Below are 16028 nucleotides of genomic sequence, written 5' to 3' on the forward strand. Positions count from 1 at the left end.
TCAATGTCTCCAGGAAGTGAAATTCGGGCGGGCGAAAGTGTGCCAAGCGGGCGTTACCGTGTCACAACAAGCGGCCTTGCGTCGGGGCGAGAGTTTAAGTGCTGGTCGATGCCGGCCCTTGGCGCCACAGACGCCAGGTGGCCCCGGCCAGCAGCAGCACGCCCAGGCCCAGCACGCCCCACAGCAGCAAGCGGCGCGGCGGCAGCGTCGCTTCGGCGCTTGCGGCGATGGGCTGGGCCGTGAAAGCGCCGAGCTGAGACTTGCCGAGTCGCGATTGCTCGCGGACCCAGTCGGGCACCACGTCACTCAGCGGACGCGGGCCGGTGTCGGGGCCGGCCGACCCCACCTGCAGCGCGAAGGGCGCTTCTCCCTGCGCCGCCCAGACGACGCGGGTCACGCGCACCGTCCAGTCCAGGCGCAGGCTGCCCGCTGGCGGCAGGGCGGTGCCGCTGGGCGGCAGCAGGCGCAGCTCGCTGGCGCCCAGCCCCAGGGGCAGGGCGGGTGCGGTGTCGGCTGGCGCGTTGCCACGGTCGACGCGGTAGAAGACGCTGCGGGCGACGGTCTGCCAGGGCGACTTGGCGTTGGCGCGGGTCTGCACCTGCACCGGCAGCACCCAGGTGCCCTGGTTGCCGGCCAGGGTCAGGCTCAGCAGCGGCTGCGAACCGCCGAGGGGAATCACCCAGCCGCCGTCGGCATCGGGTGCGGGCAGGGCGGCGGTACGGGTGGCCTGCTGCGGCGCGACGCCGGCGGGCTGGGTCAGCAGCGTGGCGGCCTCGGGTTGCACGGCGCGGTTGGCGTCTTCCCAGACCAGGCGCAGATAGCGCGAGGGGCGGCCCGGGAAGTTCACCAGGGGCTGGGCCAGCGGCGCGCCCTCGGTCGTCTTGAGACCCAGCAGCTGTCCCGTGCCCAGCCATTGCCAGGACTGCAGGTCGGCGCTGGTTTCCAGCCGGTAACCAGCCTGGAAGGGCACGGCGGCCTCGGGCCAGCGGATGCGCAATTGGCGTGGCTCCGCGGGCCAGGTGGTGGGCTCGCCCAGATCCAGCAGCCAGCCGGCGGGCAGGCGGTTGGGCGGCGCGGAGGCAGCCGTCGCCGGCGCGGGCGGCAGTGGGGCCAGCTTGAGCTCCCGCTCCGCTGAAACCAGCTGGCCGTCGGGCAACAGCGCGAAGGGCACGCGGCGGCCCTGGGCGTCCAGCAGCTGCCAGTCGTGCAGATCGCTGCCGGCGCCGTGCTGCCAGACCTCGGCCGTGGCGTCCAACGTCAGGAAGGGCGCGGCCTGGATGATCTGCACCGGCGCGCGATACGGCACGGCAGCGGCCGAGGTGGCCGCCAGCAGCAGCACCAGCTCAAACAGGCTTTTCTTTTTCATCGTGTGAAGAGCCAGGCAGAGGCGCGACATAGCCGATGACCAGCATCAACACGCCCACGCCGATGAAGGAGACGATGCGCAGCACCGTGCCGCTGCCCGACAGGTCGAAGAGCATCAGTTTGAGCACGACCGCACCCAGCAGCACGGCGCCGGCCAGCCAGGGCATGCGCTGCTGGCGGCGCGTGCCCATCAGCATCAGCACCAGGGCCAACGTGCTCCACAGCAGGGCCAGGCCGGTCTGCACGCCGCGCGACTCCAGCCAGCCATCGACGTGATACGGCACGCCGCCCCAGTGATGGAAGCTGCGGATCAGCATGCCGTTGAGCCACAGGAAGGCCAGGCCGGCGGGCGCGGCCCACAGCAGCTGCGGCAGCTTCAACTCGGCGGCGGCCGCGCTGCGCAGCCAGGCGGCGATGGCGAGCAGGGCGCCGGCAATGCCGAGGTCGAGGGGATTCAACAAGGGGATATAGGGCAGGGGATCGGCCCGGCCCGGGCTGGCCCAGTTGGCGATCAGCACCCAGGCCGCCAGCGCCAAGCACAGCACGCCGGCGCCCGTCTGCGCATAGGCAGGCGGTGCCAGGCGGAGCGGCCAGGCTTGTTTCAAGGGGACATGCCGTTGCTGGCGCAGCACCGCGGCCAGCAGCAGGGCGGGCGCCAGCAGCCAGCCCAGCCAGCCCCAGGCACTGCCCGCGTCGCCCAGATCGGCCGTCCAGTGCCGGCCCTGCAAGGCACCGAGCAGGGCCAGGGCCAGCAGGCTGCCGGCGTGGGTGGCGTGGCGCAGGGGATCGGGCCAGTGCGGTGCCGTGCGTTGCAGCACCCAGGCCTGGACGGCCCAGGCCAGCGGCAGGGCCCAGAGCCCGCCGGCGGACAGCGGCGCGCCATGCAGTGCCGCGCCGAGGGCACCGAGCAGGGCCCAGGCCGGCAGCAGCAGTGCCGTCGGCCAGGCTACCGTGGGCCAGCGCCACAGCGCCTGCAGGCCGAGCAGGATGGCACTGCCGGCGGCGATCAGCACGATGCGGATGGCCCATTCATGGCGCTCCGGCACCCAGGCCGACATCACCACGCCCGCCGCCACGGCCAGCCACAGCGTGCCCCAGCCCACCAGCGCGAAGGCGCCGACGGCATGCCCGGGACGGCGCTCGTCGAGGCCGAACAGGCGGGCGCTGACCAGGCCGGAGGCGGCGATCAGCAGCGCGTTCAGCAACTGCGTCGGCGCCAGCGCGCCGGCGAAGCCCTCGGACAACGACTTCGTCAGCGTCAGGCCGCCCAGGGCCAGCAGCGCCAGGCCGCTGACCAGCACGCGGTCGCGGCGCTGGCGCAGGCCCAGCCAGACGGCGCCCAGGCCCTCCAGCGCCCAGGCGCCTGCCGTCGCTTCGGCACTGAGGGCGAATGGGATGACCAGCGTGCCGAAGACGGCGCCCAGGGCCAGCAAGGCCTCGAAGATGCGGGCATGGGCGTTGCGCTTGCGGGCCCAGGCGGCCAGGCCGACGTAGAACGCGCCGATCAACAGGGCGGCCAGCGCGATGGCCATGGAGTCCGGCCGCAGCAGCAGGTATTGCATGGCGGCGCCCAGGGCCGGCATGCCGAAGAGCAGCGTCGACTGCAGCCACAGCTCGGGCTCCTGGGCCCTGCGGCCCGGCATCAGCAGCACGGCGGTGAAGAGCCCCCAGTAGGCGATCAGCCAGGCCTGGGCCATGGGGTAGTCGGCCGGCGTGTAGCTCCGCGCTGCCCAGGCACCGGCGACCAGGGCCGTGAAGCCGAAGGCGATCAGGTTGAGGCGCGGCCAGTGCCTGAACCAGGCCACCAGGGCCACGCCGAGGCCGAGCACGAAGTAGTAGGCCAGCAGCATGGCGATGGCGCCGCTGCCGGTGGACAGCAGCAGCGGCGTCGCATAGCCTCCAAGGGCGGCCACGACGGCCAGGGCCTGGGCGTCCTGGCGCACGGCCAGCAAAGCCGCCAGCAGCGAGACGGCCAGCATCAGCACGAAGACCAGGGCCAGGGGCTCCAGGCCGGCCAGCTTGACCGCGGCGAACAGGGTCAGATAGACGACGCCCACGCCGCCACCCTGCAGCAGCAGGCCGTAGGCGCGTGAGCGGATGCGCAGCCGCCAACCGACCACCAGCAGCGCCGCGCCGGTGGCGCCGATGCCGGCCAGGCGCACTTCCAGCGGCACGGTGATGTTCTCCGCCGCGAAACGGGCCAGAAAGACCAGCCCGAGGAAGAGCATGGCCAGGCCGACCTTGACGATGGTGTTGGCCGCCGCCAGGCGCTGGGCCCAGGCGGGCATGGGAATGGGGCGGCGCGGCGCGGGTGGAGGCGGCGCTTTCGGCTTGGCGGCCGGAGCGGCGATGGGTGCTTCGACGGCGAGCGGCAGTGGCACGGTGGCCACTTCAGCCGGCTCTGGCGCGCTCATTGGCGCTTGCGCGGGCGCAAAGACGGGTGTCGCCGCCGACACCGGCGATGCCATGGGCTGGGGCGCCGCAGTCGCAGGTGCGGGCGCACCGGTCTTGAGCCGCTCTTCGAGGCTGGCGACGCGCTGGCCCAGTTGAATCTGGCGCCAGCCCAGCCAGCCGATGACGGCGCCCATCAAGGCGCCGCTCCAGTGTTCCGACGCCAGACCGCCGAACAGCGCGCCCAGCAGCAGTGCGACGATGGCCACGAGGCTAGACGCCTTCGATCAGCACCATGCGCATGACGGCGATGCCCTCGCGGGCCTGCCGTGCCGCGCCGTACTCGGGGGAGTCGTAGAAGGCCTGGGCCGCTTCGGGCGTGGGGAACTTCAGCAGCACGACGCGCTCCGGCGTCCAGTCGCCTTCCAGCACCGTCACCTTGCCGCCGCGCACCAGCACCTCGGCGCCGTGCTCCTTCATGGCCAGCGTCGAGAGACGCCGGTAGTCCTCGTATTGCGTGGGGTTGGTGACCTTGACGTTGGCGAGGATGTAGGCGGCCATGGTTCTCAGCAGGAGAAATCGTTCTCGAGAAGAGGTTGCTTCTTGACGACGCGATCCAGCGCAACGAGTTGCTCCAGCAGCGTCTTCATGTGTTTTAGCGGTACGGCATTGGGGCCGTCGCTGAAGGCCTCGGCCGGGTTGGGGTGGGTCTCCATGAAGAGGCCCGCCACGCCGACGCCGACGCCGGCACGGGCCAGCACCGGCACCATCTCGCGGGCACCGCCGCTGGAGCCGCCGAGGCCGCCGGGCTTCTGCACCGAGTGGGTGACGTCGAAGACCACGGGCGCGCCGGAGTTGCGCATCTCGGCCAGGCTGGTCATGTCGGCGACGAGGTTGTTGTAGCCGAAGCTGACGCCACGTTCGCAGGCCAGGAAGCTGTCCTCGGGCAGGCCCTTTTCCGCAGCAGCGGCTCGGGCCTTGTCGATGACGTTTTTCATGTCCCAGGGCGCGAGGAACTGGCCCTTCTTGATGTTGACCGGCTTGCCCGACTGAGCCACCGCACGGATGAAGTCGGTCTGGCGGCACAGGAAGGCCGGCGTCTGCAGCACGTCGACGACGCTGGCGACCTCGGCCACCTGCGAGTTGTCGTGCACATCGGTCAGCACCGGCAGGCCGGTCTGGCGGCGCACCTCGTCGAGGATCTTCAGGCCGGCTTCCATGCCGAGGCCGCGCTTGGTGGTGCCGGAGGAGCGATTCGCCTTGTCGAAGCTGCCCTTGTAGATCAGCGGGATGCCCAGGCTGGTGCAGGCTTCCTTCAGCAGGCCGGCCACGTCGAGCGACATCTGCAGGCTCTCGATGGAGCAGGTGCCGGCGATCAGGAAAAACGGCTTGTCGAGGCCGACGTCGAATCCGCAGAGCTTCATGGTCAGGCTGCCTTATCTGCCGAATGCTTGTGGTTCAGCGCGGCCTTGATGAAGGCCGTGAACAGCGGGTGGCCGCCCCAGGGCGTGGACTTGAACTCGGGGTGGAACTGCACGCCGACGAACCAGGGGTGGACCTCGCGCGGCAGCTCGACCATTTCGGTCAACTTCTCGCGCTGGGTGATGGCCGAGATGACGAGGCCGGCCTGGGTCAGGCGGTCCAGATAATGCTCGTTGGCCTCGTAGCGGTGGCGGTGGCGCTCGTTGACGACCGGGCCGTAGATGTCATGGGCCAGGGTGCCGGACTTGACGTCGGAGCTCTGGGCGCCCAGGCGCATGGTGCCGCCGAGGTCGCTCTTCTCGTCGCGCTTCTGGATGCTGCCGTCGGCGTCCTGCCACTCGTCGATCAGCGCGATGACGGGGTGGGGCGTCGCGGGATCGAACTCGGTGGAATTGGCGTTCGCCAGGCCGGCCATGTGGCGGGCGTACTCGATGGTCGCGACCTGCATGCCCAGGCAGATGCCCAGGTAGGGCAGCTTGTGCTCGCGGGCGTACTGGGCGGCCAGGATCTTGCCTTCCACGCCGCGCTTGCCGAAGCCGCCGGGCACCAGGATGGCGTCGAACTTGCCGAGCTCAGCGATGGTTTCGGGCGTCAGCGTCTCGCTGTCGACGTATTCGATCTTGACGCCGGCATGGTTGTGGATGCCGGCATGGCGCAGCGCCTCGTTGAGCGACTTGTACGAGTCCGACAGGTCGGTGTACTTGCCGCACATGGCGATGGTGACTTCTTCCTTGGGGTTCTCGACTTCGTAGACGAGGTTGTCCCAGCGCTTCAGGTCGGTGCTCTTGGTGTTGAGCTGCAGCTTGGTGCAGATCAGCTGGTCCAGGCCCTGCTCGTGCAGCACGCGCGGCACCTTGTAGATGGTGTTGACGTCCCACATCGAGATCACGCCGTACTCGGGCACGTTCGTGAACAGCGAGATCTTCTCGCGCTCGTCGTCGGGGATGCGGCGGTCGGCGCGGCACAGCAGCGCGTCGGGCTGGATGCCGATCTCGCGCAGCTTCTGCACCGTGTGTTGCGTCGGCTTGGTCTTCAACTCGCCAGCAGCGGCGATCCAGGGCACATAGGTCAGGTGCACGAAGGCCGTGTTGGTCGGGCCGGCGCGCAGGCTCATCTGACGCACGGCCTCGAGGAAGGGCAGGGACTCGATGTCGCCCACCGTGCCGCCGATCTCGACGATGGCCACGTCGACGCCCTCGGCGCCGCGCTTGATGTATTCCTGGATCTCGTTGGTGATGTGCGGGATGACCTGCACCGTCTTGCCGAGATAGTCGCCGCGGCGTTCCTTCTCCAGCACCGTCTTGTAGATCTGGCCGGTGGTGAAGTTGTTGGCCTTCTTCATGCGCGTCGTGATGAAGCGCTCGTAGTGGCCCAGGTCGAGGTCGGTTTCGGCGCCGTCGTCGGTGACGAAGACTTCACCGTGCTGGAAAGGCGACATCGTGCCGGGGTCGACGTTGATGTAGGGGTCCAGCTTGATCAGGGTGACTTTGAGGCCGCGCGATTCGAGGATGGCAGCCAGGGAGGCCGACGCGATGCCCTTGCCCAGGGAGGACACCACACCGCCGGTGACGAAGACGTATTTGGTCATGTCTTGCAGCAGGCCAGAACAGCCTGCTGAGGTGGAAATTGCGATTGTACGAGACCTCTCAGGACCCCTTCAGCAACTCCAGCACCAAGTCGGCCGTCTCGTCCGGTTTCTCGAAGGGGAAGAGGTGCGAGCCCTCCATCCAGCGCCAGTTCTCGCCCGCCAGTTTCTTGGACGCCGCAGCGCCCGCCTGGCGCAGTTCCGCGGAGCGCGTGCCGCCGACGAAAGCCACCGGGCATTGCGGCGGGCGCAAGCGCAGCAGCAGGGGCAGGTGATGGGGCAGGGTGCGGTAGACGTGGGCTTCGACCTCGCGCCGGAAGCGCAGCTGCACCTGGCCGTCTTCGGCCTCCTCGAAGCCGGCGTCGATGTAGTCGGCCAGCACGCGCGGGTCCCAGCGGGCGAAGAGCTTCTTGGCCGCGAAATGCGCGTGCACGGCTTCGCGGTCCGGCCAGACATGGCGGCGCTCGCGGGCGATCTTGGACGGGCCGTAGCGGTGGATCAGACCGGTCGTCTTGGCCATGGCGACCGCGGCGGCCTTCATGCCGGTGACGACGGGCGAATCCAGCATGACCAGCTGGCTCACCAACTCGGGCCGGCGGCAGGTCGCCATCAGGCTCAGCATGCCGCCCAGGGAATGGCCGACCAGTGCGACCTGGCCCTTGGGCCTCACCTCGGTGTCGATGAAGTCCAGCAACTGGTCGCGCAATTTGCGCCAGTCGCCGGTGACCGGGAAGCGCGGGTCGTGGCCGAAACGGTCCAGGGCTTCGACGCGCCAGCCGGCCTGGCGCCAGCGCTCGAACAGCACCCGGTAGCAGCCCGCGGGGTAGCTGTTGGCGTGGGAGAAGACGAGGGTCTTGGGGGTCTTCATGCCTTGGCCAGCTTCTTCAGCTGGTACAGCGCTTCCAGGGCCTCGCGCGGCGACAGGGCGTCCGGGTCCACCTTGTCCAGGGCCTGCACCAGCTCGCTCGGCTCCGGCAACGGCGGCGGCGCGGGCGGCGCGGCGAAGAGGTCGAACTGGTCGTCGGCGGCGTTCTGGCGTGCTTCCAGCGCCTCCAGCGTCGCGCGGGCCTGGCGCACCAGGCTGGCAGGCATGCCGGCCAGCTTGGCGACCTGCACGCCATAGCTGCGGCTGGCCGGGCCGGCCTGCAGCTCGTGCAGGAAGACGATGTCCTCGCCACTCTCCACCGCCGACACGTGCCAGTTCTGCGCCATCGAATGCTTGGCCGGGAACTCGGTCAGCTCGAAATAGTGGGTGGCGAACAGCGTGAAGGCGCGGGTCTTGTCGTGCAGATGGCTGGCGATGGCCGAGGCCAGGGCCAGGCCGTCGAAGGTGGACGTGCCGCGGCCGATTTCGTCCATCAGCACCAGGGACTGGTCGGTCGCTGAATGCAGGATGGCCGCGCCCTCGGTCATCTCCAGCATGAAGGTGGACTGGGCGTTGGCGAGGTCGTCGGCCGCACCGATGCGGGTGTGGATGGCGTCCATGGGCCCCAGGCGGCAACTGGTGGCGGGCACATAGCTGCCGATGGCGGCCAGCAGCGCGATCAGCGCCACCTGGCGCATGAAGGTGCTCTTGCCGCCCATGTTCGGCCCGGTGATGACCAGCATGCGGGTGCGGGCGTCGAGCTTGCAGTCGTTGGGCATGAATTCGGCACCACCGGTCTCGGCCAGGCGCGCCTGCACGACGGGGTGCCGGCCGGCCTCGATCTCGAGACAGGGTTGGCCGACGAACTCGGGCCGACACCAGTTCAGCGTGATGGCGCGCTCGGCCAGCGCGGCGAGTGCATCCAACCCGGCCAACGTGCGGCCCAGGGCGGTCAGCGGCTCCAGGCGGCTGATGAGGGCGTCGATGACCTGCTCGTAGAGCAGCTTCTCACGCGCCAGCGCCCGCTCGTTGGCCGACAGGGCCTTGTCCTCGAAGGCCTTCAGCTCCGGCGTGATGTAGCGCTCGGCGTTCTTCAGCGTCTGGCGGCGCTGGTAGTCCATCGGCACCTTGTCGACCTGGCCCTGCGTGACCTCGATGTAGAAGCCATGCACGCGGTTGAACTGCACGCGCAGATTGGCGATGCCGGTGCGGGCGCGTTCGCGGGTTTCCAGATCCAGCAGGAAGCCGTCGCAGTTCTGCTGGATGCCGCGCAGTTCGTCCAGGTCGACGTCGAAGCCGTCGGCGATGACGCCGCCGTCGCGCGCCAGCACGGCGGGCTCCAGAGCAATGGCGCGCTCCAGCAGTTCCAGGATGTCGGTCGGCGGGTTCAGGCTGGCGTCACGCAAGGCCGCGGGTGTGGTGGCGCGCAGCTGCGGCAGGGCCTGCAGCGTGGCGCGCAGGCCGGTCAGCTCGCGCGGTCGCACCTGTCGCAGCGCGATGCGGGCGGAGATGCGCTCGACGTCGCTGACCGACTTCAGCGCCTCACGCAGCGGCTCGAAGCCTTCCGCGTGCAGGGCGGCGATGGCATCGTGGCGGGCCATCGCTTCGCCGCGTTCGCGCTTGGGATGCAGCAACCACTGGCGCAGCATGCGGCTGCCCATGCCGCTCTTGCAGCTGTCGATCAGCGAGAAGAGGGTGGGGCTGGACTCGCCGCGCAGCGTCTGGGTCAGTTCCAGGTTGCGCTGGGTGGCGGGCGGCAGGTCCATCAGGTCGCTGGCACGCTGCACGCGCAGCGAGCGCACGTGAGCGAGGGCACGACCCTGGGTGTGTTCGGCAAAGGCGAGCAGTGCACTGCCGGCCGCATGGGCCAACGTCAGCTCGTGGGCGTTGAAGCCCTGCAGATTGGCCACGCCCAGCTGTTCGCTGAGCTTGCGTTGGCCGAGGGCGCCGTCGAACTGCCAGCCAGGTCGGTTGGTGACCGGGAAGCGCGCCTTCATGACGCCGGCCGGTTGGGCCTCGCGGTTGACCAGGATCTCGGCCGGCATCAGCCGCGCCAGCCAGCCCGGCAGCTCGACGTCGCTGCATTCGGCCAGGCCGATCTCGCCCTGGGTCAGCGACAGCCAGGCGAGGCCATGGCGGCGGCCATGGCCGCTGACGCTCAGCAGCACGGCGTCCTGCTTGTCGGCCAGCAGTTCGGAGTCGGTGATGGTGCCCGGCGTGACGACGCGCACCACCTTGCGCTCCACCGGCCCCTTGCTGGCGCCAACCTCGCCAACCTGCTCGGCAATCGCCACCGCCTCGCCCAGCTTGATCAGCTTGGCGAGATAGCTTTCCAGCGCATGCACCGGCACGCCGGCCATGACGACGGGCTGGCCGGCGCTCTGGCCGCGCTGGGTCAGCGTGATGTCCAGCAGCGCATTGCATTTGCGCGCGTCGTCGTAGAAGACTTCGTAGAAATCGCCCATCCGGTACAGCAGCAGCGTGTCCGGGAAGTCCGCCTTCAGGCCCAGGTACTGGGCCATCATGGGCGTATGGGGCGCGAGGTCGGGGGCGGCGGTATCGGTTTTCATGGGGCCGCGCATTATCTCGGTCCTAGTCGGCCGGCACCCGCAACGCCCTCTCCCTCTCCTTGGCAATGCGCGCCGCAAAGTCGGCGGCGCTGCCGCCGGTCGGCAGATTGCTGACGTCGAGGATGCGGGCGCGGATCTCGGGCCGGCGCAGGGCCTCGTTGAGGGTGGCGTTGATGAGCCGCAGCCTTTCTTCCGGCACGCCGCGTGGAGCGAACAAGCCGAAGGTGGACGACAGATTGGCTTCCGGGAAGCCCAGCTCGGCCAGGGTTGGCACCTCGGGCAGCACCGGCAGCCGCGACGGTGAGCCGGTGGCCAGGGCCTTCAGCTGGCCCTGGCGCACGAACTGCAATTGCTGGGCGGCGACGTTGGACGACAGCAGCTCGAACTGGCCGCTCAGTGCGTCGGTGAGCTGCTGGCCGCCGCCCTTGTAGGGGATGTGGGTGATGTCCACGCCGGCCGCGGCGCGGATCTGGGCCAGCACCATATGTCCGACAGTCGCGTGGCCCGAGGTGGCCCAGCGCAGCCGCCCCGGTGCTGCGCGGGCGGCGGCGAGCATGGCCGCGAAGGTCGATGGCTTGAAGGAGGGATGGGCCAGCACCAGCACCGGCGTGTCCATGATGCTGATCACGGGCGCCACGTCGCGCAGCAGGGCCTCGCTGCCGCGGCTGGCGGGCATGGACGCCGAGGCGGCCGGCGCGAAGACCAGGGGCGAGATGGCGCTAAAGGCCAGGGTGTAGCCGTCGGGCGCGGCATGAGTCAGCCATTCCAGCGCGGTCAGGCCGCCGGCACCGGCGCGGTTCTCCACGACGACGGGCACCTTGAGGCGCGCGCCCATGAACTGGGCCAGGCCGCGGGCCGTGTCGTCGCTGACGCCGCCGGGTGGGTAGGCCACGACGAGGTGGATGGGCCGCGTCGGCCAATGCTCTTCCGCGATGGCTTCAACGCAAAGCGCAGCGCCGGCAAGCGCCAGCAATTCGCGTCTACGCACCGCGGTATTCCTGGGCGATGCGCCGCGCCAGGGCGATGAAGGTGGCTGTCGGGCCTTCCTGGTCGTGGCCGCGGAAGGCCAGGGTCAGTGGCGCTTCGAGCTGGGCATGCTTCTCCAGAGGCCGGCAGACGACGGAATGGGCATGCATGCCGCGCATGGATGCCGGCACGACCGAGATGCCAGCTCCGGCGGCGACCAGGTTCATGTTCATCATCATGCGGTCGACCTCGATGAAGCTGCGCGGCCGCACGCCGTGGCGCTCGCACAGGGCCAGCAGGTTGGCATAGAGGCCCGGCGCGCCGGGGCGGCGCACGAGGATGAGGTCCTCGTTCTCCAGTTCGGCCAGCGGCACGGGCGTGGTGGTTGCGCGCGGCAGCGCGGCCAGGCGATGGTCCAGCGGCAGGGCCAGCAGGGCCGGCTCGGTCAGCAGGGTCTCGAAGCTGACGCCCTCGGGTTGGGCGACCGGTACCCGCAGCAGGCCGCAGTGCAGCCGGCTCTTGGCGATGGCATCGATGAGGCCGGCGGCGTTGTCCTCGGTCATCGTCAATGCGATGCCGGGCTGCTCGCTGCGGCAGGCGCGCAACACCGCCGGGGTGAAGGCATGCGCCGCGGCGGAGCTGGTAAACCCGATGGTCAGCACGCCATGCTGACCGCTGGCAAGACGCGCCATGCGGTCGCGCATGTCGCCGAAATCGCGCATCAGCCGCTTGGCTTCCTCGAGGAACTGGCGGCCGCCGTCGGTCAGGCTGACGCCCTTGGGATGGCGGTGCAGCAGCACGATGCCCAGCTCCTGCTCCAGCGCCTTGATCTGCTGGCTCAGCGGCGGCTGCTGCATGCCCAGCAGGGCCGCGGCGCGCGTCATGTGGCCGGTCTCGGCGACGGTCACGAAATAGCGCAGATGCCGCAGCTCCATGGTTTCTCCATATTCATTTCGTCTTGAAATGTCCGTTGGAGTTTATTTGACGCTATGGAGGCTCGTCGCTAAGGTGACGCAATGAATACAACGACGACGTGGATGGCCGCCGGCTGGCTCGCCTGTGCGACGAGTGCCTCAGCGGCGGCGCCTGAGGTGACCGCCGAGGTCGCGCCTGCGACGACCGGCTGCCCGGTCAACGTCGGCGAAGCCACGACCTGTCTGGCCGGCCGGGACAGCGCCGGCGCCTTCTATCTGATCGCCATGCCCAAGGCCTGGAATGGCGATCTCGTCCTGCACGCCCATGGCGGACCCTTCCTCGGCGCGCCGACGGCCAAGCGCGTCGCGGAGGATCTGGAGCGCTGGTCCATCATGCCGCGCCTAGGCTATGCCTGGGCGGCGTCCAGCTACCGCCAGGGTGGTGTCGCCGTGAGTGCGGCGGCCGAGGACACCGAGAGGCTGCGCCAGCTCTTCGTCGCCAAGGTGGCCAAGCCCCAACATGTCTGGTTGCACGGCCAGTCCTGGGGCGCCAGCGTGGCGGCCAAGGGGGCCGAGCTCTTCGCCGCCGGCAAGCCCTACGACGCCGTGCTGCTGACCTCGGGCGTGCTGGGCGGGGGCACGCGCAGCTACGACTTCCGCCTCGACCTGCGCGTCGTCTACCAATACCTCTGCCGCAACCACCCGCTGCCGAGCGAGCCGCAGTACCCGTTGAACACGGGCTTGCCGGCCGATTCCAGGCTGACGCAGGCGGAACTGGCCAGGCGAGTGGATGACTGCCTCGGTCTCGACAAGCCGGCGGCGCAGCGCGCGGCCGGGCAGGCGGCCAAACTCAAGACCCTCGTCGACGTCATCCGCATTCCGGAACGCAGCATCACCTCGCATCTGAACTGGGCCACCTGGCACTTCCAGGACATCGCGCTGAAACGGACGGGTGGTGCCAGCCCCTTCGGCAATGCGGGCGTGAGCTACTCGGGTTCAGGCGATGACGCGGCGCTCAATGCCGGCGTGCTGCGCTACACGGCCGATCCCAAGGCGGTGGCGACGCTGGCGGCCGACGCCGACCTGGGCGGGCGCATCCCGGTGCCGGTATTGACGGCGCATGCCATCCACGACCCGACCGCCATGGTCGAGCTGCAGGACAACTTCGGCCGCACCATGGCCGCGGCCGGGCGCGGGGACGCGCTGGTGCAGACCTACACCAGCGATCGCGACCACAGCTATCTCAGCGACCCGACCTATGCCGCGCTGATGGAGGCCCTGGTGGCCTGGGCGACGCAGGGCAGGAAGCCGACGCCTGAGGGTGTGGCTGCGGGCTGCGAGAAGGCGAGGGCAGTGCTGGGGGCGACGTGCCGGTTTGAGCCGGGGTACGTGCCCAAGCCGCTCGACACGCGGGTGCCGCCGCGGGCGAAGCCGTAAAAAACAAAAGGCCCGCGATGCGGGCCTCGGTCGCTGCTCATGCCAGCCGGTAAGCATGCCGGCTGTCCTGAACGAGCCGTCAGACAGGCCGCAGGGCCTGTCTTCGGCGCTCGTTCAGTCCTCCGACTTGAACACCAGCTTGACTTCGTGGGTCTGCGGAGCGCCCGTGCCTTCGAACTTCCACTGGCTCAGGGCTTCGGTGGCGGCGCGGTCGAACACGCGCTTGGGTTCGGCTTCCACGACTTCGACGTTGGAGACCTTGCCGTCGCCGGCGATGGTCATCTTGGCGCGCACGCTGCCGGCGCTGATGTTCTTCTTGACGGCTTCGCTGGGGTACTCGGGGGCGACCTTCTTCAGGACCTTGGCATCGGCATTGGCCAGGGAAGCAGCGGCGACGAGGGCGAGGGCGACAGCGGAACGGGCAAACATCAGTAGCGTCTTTCAGTCTGGTTGAACGGTGTGAATGAAGCGGCTTGTGACCGCGTTGCAGCACGCATTCTGGCCAGTCGGGCCCCCACAGGTAAGGGGTGTGGCCGTGCAGAAGTCACGCACGGATGGTCGGGTTAGCCCGTAGGGAGCGCTAACGCCAACTCCGTCACGGCGATCCAATGAAAAAGCCCTCGCGAGAGGGCTTGTTTCGGCGAGTGCTCGGGGCTCAGACCGGCGCTTCGCCGCTGTCGTCCTTCTTGATGCGCACCGGAGCACGCTTCTTCGGCGCCGGGGCGGCCGGCACCTGCTCCACCACCGGCGCGGCCGGCGCTGCGGCGTCTTCTTCCTTGATGACGCGTGTGTAGGGCGCCAGCATGGTGACGAGCTGGGCGTAGATCTTGGGGTTGCCGGCCACGACTTCGCGCTGGTGCAGGAAGTCGGCCTCGCCGGTGAAGTTGCCGACCAGGCCACCGGCCTCGGAGACGATCAGCGAGCCCGCTGCCAGGTCCCAGGGCTGCAGGCCGGTCTCGAAGAAGGCGTCGTAGTAGCCGGCGGCCACGTAGCAGAGGTCCAGGGCGGCGGCGCCCGGGCGGCGCAGGCCGGCGCAGTGCTGCATGACCTCTTCGAACATCTTCACGTAGCGCTTGAAGTTGTCGCCGCGGCGGAAGGGGAAGCCGGTGCCGATCAGCGCGTCGCTCATGCGGGTGCGCTTGGACACGCGCAGACGCTTGTCATTCAGGAAGGCGCCGCGGCCCTTGGTGGCGTAGAAGAGATCGTTGCGGGTCGGGTCGTAGACGACGGCCTGCTCGATCTTGCCGCGGAACGCCAGCGCGATGGACACGCAGTAGACCGGCAGGCCGTGGATGAAGTTGGTGGTGCCGTCCAGCGGATCGATGATCCAGACGTAGTCGGAATGCTTGTTGCCGTGACTGCGGCCCGACTCTTCGGCGAGGATGCCGTGGTCCGGGTAGGCGCCCAGCAGCGTCTCGATGATCACCCCTTCCGCGGCGTGGTCGACCTCGGTGACGAAGTCGTTCGGGCTCTTGGTGTTGATGCGCAGAGCTTCGAGGTCCAGCGAGGCGCGGTTGATGAGGGCGCCAGCCGCACGAGCCGCCTTGATGGCGACATTGAGCATGGGGTGATGGGACGTTTGCAGCATGCGTGGCACTCGCTGGGAAGAAGGGGCTGACAGGGGGAAAGAGCGGCGGGGCGCCCTAAGACGCCCCGGATAATCGCCAGATTCTAGCTGCAGCCCCCGTAGTAACCCGTGGAATCCACACGCTTCGTTCTGATCAACACCAGCCATGCCGGCAACGTCGGCGCCACGGCGCGGGCGATGAAGGTGATGGGCTTCAAGGACCTGGTGCTGGTGGCGCCGCGTTTTGCCGACGTGCTCTGCCACGAGGAGGCCGTGGCCATGGCCAGCGGCGCGGCCGACATCCTGGCCCGGGCCCGCGTCGTCGAGACCCTGACGGAGGCCCTGGACGGCGTGGACTTCGCCTGCGCCACCGCCATGACGCCGCGCGACTTCGGTCCGCCGACGCGCGAGCCGCGGCCCCTGTTTGCCGAGCTTGCTGCCCGCGAGGCTGCGCCGCGCCTGGCCCTGGTGTTCGGCTCCGAGCGCTACGGCATGAGCAACGAGGACGTCTACCGCTGCCATGCCGTGCTCAGCATCCCCACCCATCCTGACTACGGTTCGCTCAATCTCGCCCAGGCCGTGCAGCTGCTGGCCTACGACCTGCGCCAGGCGGCGGGTGGCTTCGACGTGCAGGCCCGCACGCCCGACCCCGAACGGGCCGATGCACGTGCCGTGCAGGGCCTGCTCGATCACCTGCAGGCCGCGCTGACCGACATCGGCTTCCTGGACCCGGCGGCACCGCGCAAGCTGATGCCGCGCCTCAACCAGCTCTTCAACCGGGCCGGCCTGACGAACGAGGAAGTCCACATCCTGCGCGGCATCGCCCGCCAGATGCAGAAGACCTCAGCGCCAGCAGGCCCAAGCCAGGGCTCCTAGACTCCGCGTC

The 16028-nt window shown here is 69.3% G+C and carries 13 protein-coding genes; 2 read left to right on the plus strand and 11 right to left on the minus strand.

Annotation, left to right across the window (positions count from 1 at the left end; genetic code table 11):
* Window positions 1-94 precede the first annotated feature (94 nt).
* Genes AC3WOE_RS02770 through AC3WOE_RS02810 form a run of 9 tightly spaced genes read right to left on the minus strand, consistent with a single transcriptional unit; the run spans window position 95 to window position 12159 of the window.
* On the minus strand, window positions 95-1366 hold the full coding sequence (locus AC3WOE_RS02770; RefSeq protein ID WP_492688093.1) for a DUF3999 family protein: 1272 nt from the start codon (window positions 1364-1366) through the stop codon (window positions 95-97).
* Window positions 1344-4025, minus strand: coding sequence for a DUF2339 domain-containing protein (locus AC3WOE_RS02775; protein WP_492688095.1), 2682 nt, complete (start codon window positions 4023-4025; stop codon window positions 1344-1346). The genes AC3WOE_RS02770 and AC3WOE_RS02775 overlap by 23 nt, the downstream gene beginning before the upstream one ends.
* Window positions 4026-4029: 4 nt before the next feature.
* Complete coding sequence (locus AC3WOE_RS02780; RefSeq protein ID WP_492688097.1) at window positions 4030-4317, minus strand: DUF1330 domain-containing protein; 288 nt, start codon at window positions 4315-4317, stop codon at window positions 4030-4032.
* 5 nt (window positions 4318-4322) lie between these two features.
* Window positions 4323-5180 carry a 3-deoxy-8-phosphooctulonate synthase gene (gene kdsA / locus AC3WOE_RS02785; RefSeq protein WP_492688098.1) on the minus strand — a complete coding sequence of 286 codons (858 nt, stop codon included), beginning with the start codon at window positions 5178-5180 and terminating at the stop codon, window positions 4323-4325.
* Between the two features lie 2 nt (window positions 5181-5182).
* Window positions 5183-6826 carry a CTP synthase gene (gene pyrG, locus AC3WOE_RS02790; protein WP_492688099.1) on the minus strand — a complete coding sequence of 548 codons (1644 nt, stop codon included), beginning with the start codon at window positions 6824-6826 and terminating at the stop codon, window positions 5183-5185.
* A gap of 58 nt (window positions 6827-6884) precedes the next feature.
* Entirely contained in the window at window positions 6885-7691 is an 807-nt protein-coding gene (locus tag AC3WOE_RS02795; protein ID WP_492688101.1) for an alpha/beta fold hydrolase, read from the minus strand.
* On the minus strand, window positions 7688-10258 hold the full coding sequence (mutS, locus tag AC3WOE_RS02800; RefSeq protein ID WP_492688103.1) for a DNA mismatch repair protein MutS: 2571 nt from the start codon (window positions 10256-10258) through the stop codon (window positions 7688-7690). The genes AC3WOE_RS02795 and mutS overlap by 4 nt, the downstream gene beginning before the upstream one ends.
* 22 nt (window positions 10259-10280) lie before the next feature.
* A complete protein-coding gene (locus AC3WOE_RS02805) occupies window positions 10281-11246 on the minus strand; it encodes a Bug family tripartite tricarboxylate transporter substrate binding protein (protein ID WP_492688105.1) in 966 nt (321 codons plus the stop codon).
* Window positions 11239-12159: a LysR family transcriptional regulator gene (locus AC3WOE_RS02810; RefSeq protein ID WP_492688106.1), complete on the minus strand. Its 921-nt coding sequence runs from the start codon at window positions 12157-12159 to the stop codon at window positions 11239-11241. The genes AC3WOE_RS02805 and AC3WOE_RS02810 overlap by 8 nt, the downstream gene beginning before the upstream one ends.
* Window positions 12160-12240: 81 nt before the next feature.
* Here AC3WOE_RS02810 and AC3WOE_RS02815 point away from each other — a divergent pair, with 81 nt between their 5' ends.
* On the plus strand, window positions 12241-13575 hold the full coding sequence (locus AC3WOE_RS02815; protein ID WP_492688107.1) for a hypothetical protein: 1335 nt from the start codon (window positions 12241-12243) through the stop codon (window positions 13573-13575).
* A gap of 114 nt (window positions 13576-13689) precedes the next feature.
* Here AC3WOE_RS02815 and AC3WOE_RS02820 read toward each other — a convergent pair whose 3' ends face one another.
* Window positions 13690-14004 carry an energy transducer TonB gene (locus AC3WOE_RS02820; protein ID WP_492688109.1) on the minus strand — a complete coding sequence of 105 codons (315 nt, stop codon included), beginning with the start codon at window positions 14002-14004 and terminating at the stop codon, window positions 13690-13692.
* A gap of 226 nt (window positions 14005-14230) precedes the next feature.
* On the minus strand, window positions 14231-15163 hold the full coding sequence (locus tag AC3WOE_RS02825; RefSeq protein ID WP_492688111.1) for an inositol monophosphatase family protein: 933 nt from the start codon (window positions 15161-15163) through the stop codon (window positions 14231-14233).
* A gap of 108 nt (window positions 15164-15271) precedes the next feature.
* Here AC3WOE_RS02825 and AC3WOE_RS02830 point away from each other — a divergent pair, with 108 nt between their 5' ends.
* Window positions 15272-16018 carry an RNA methyltransferase gene (locus AC3WOE_RS02830; protein ID WP_492688113.1) on the plus strand — a complete coding sequence of 249 codons (747 nt, stop codon included), beginning with the start codon at window positions 15272-15274 and terminating at the stop codon, window positions 16016-16018.
* Window positions 16019-16028: the final 10 nt, after the last annotated feature.

The organism is Roseateles sp. FW305-36, assembly GCF_058787015.1.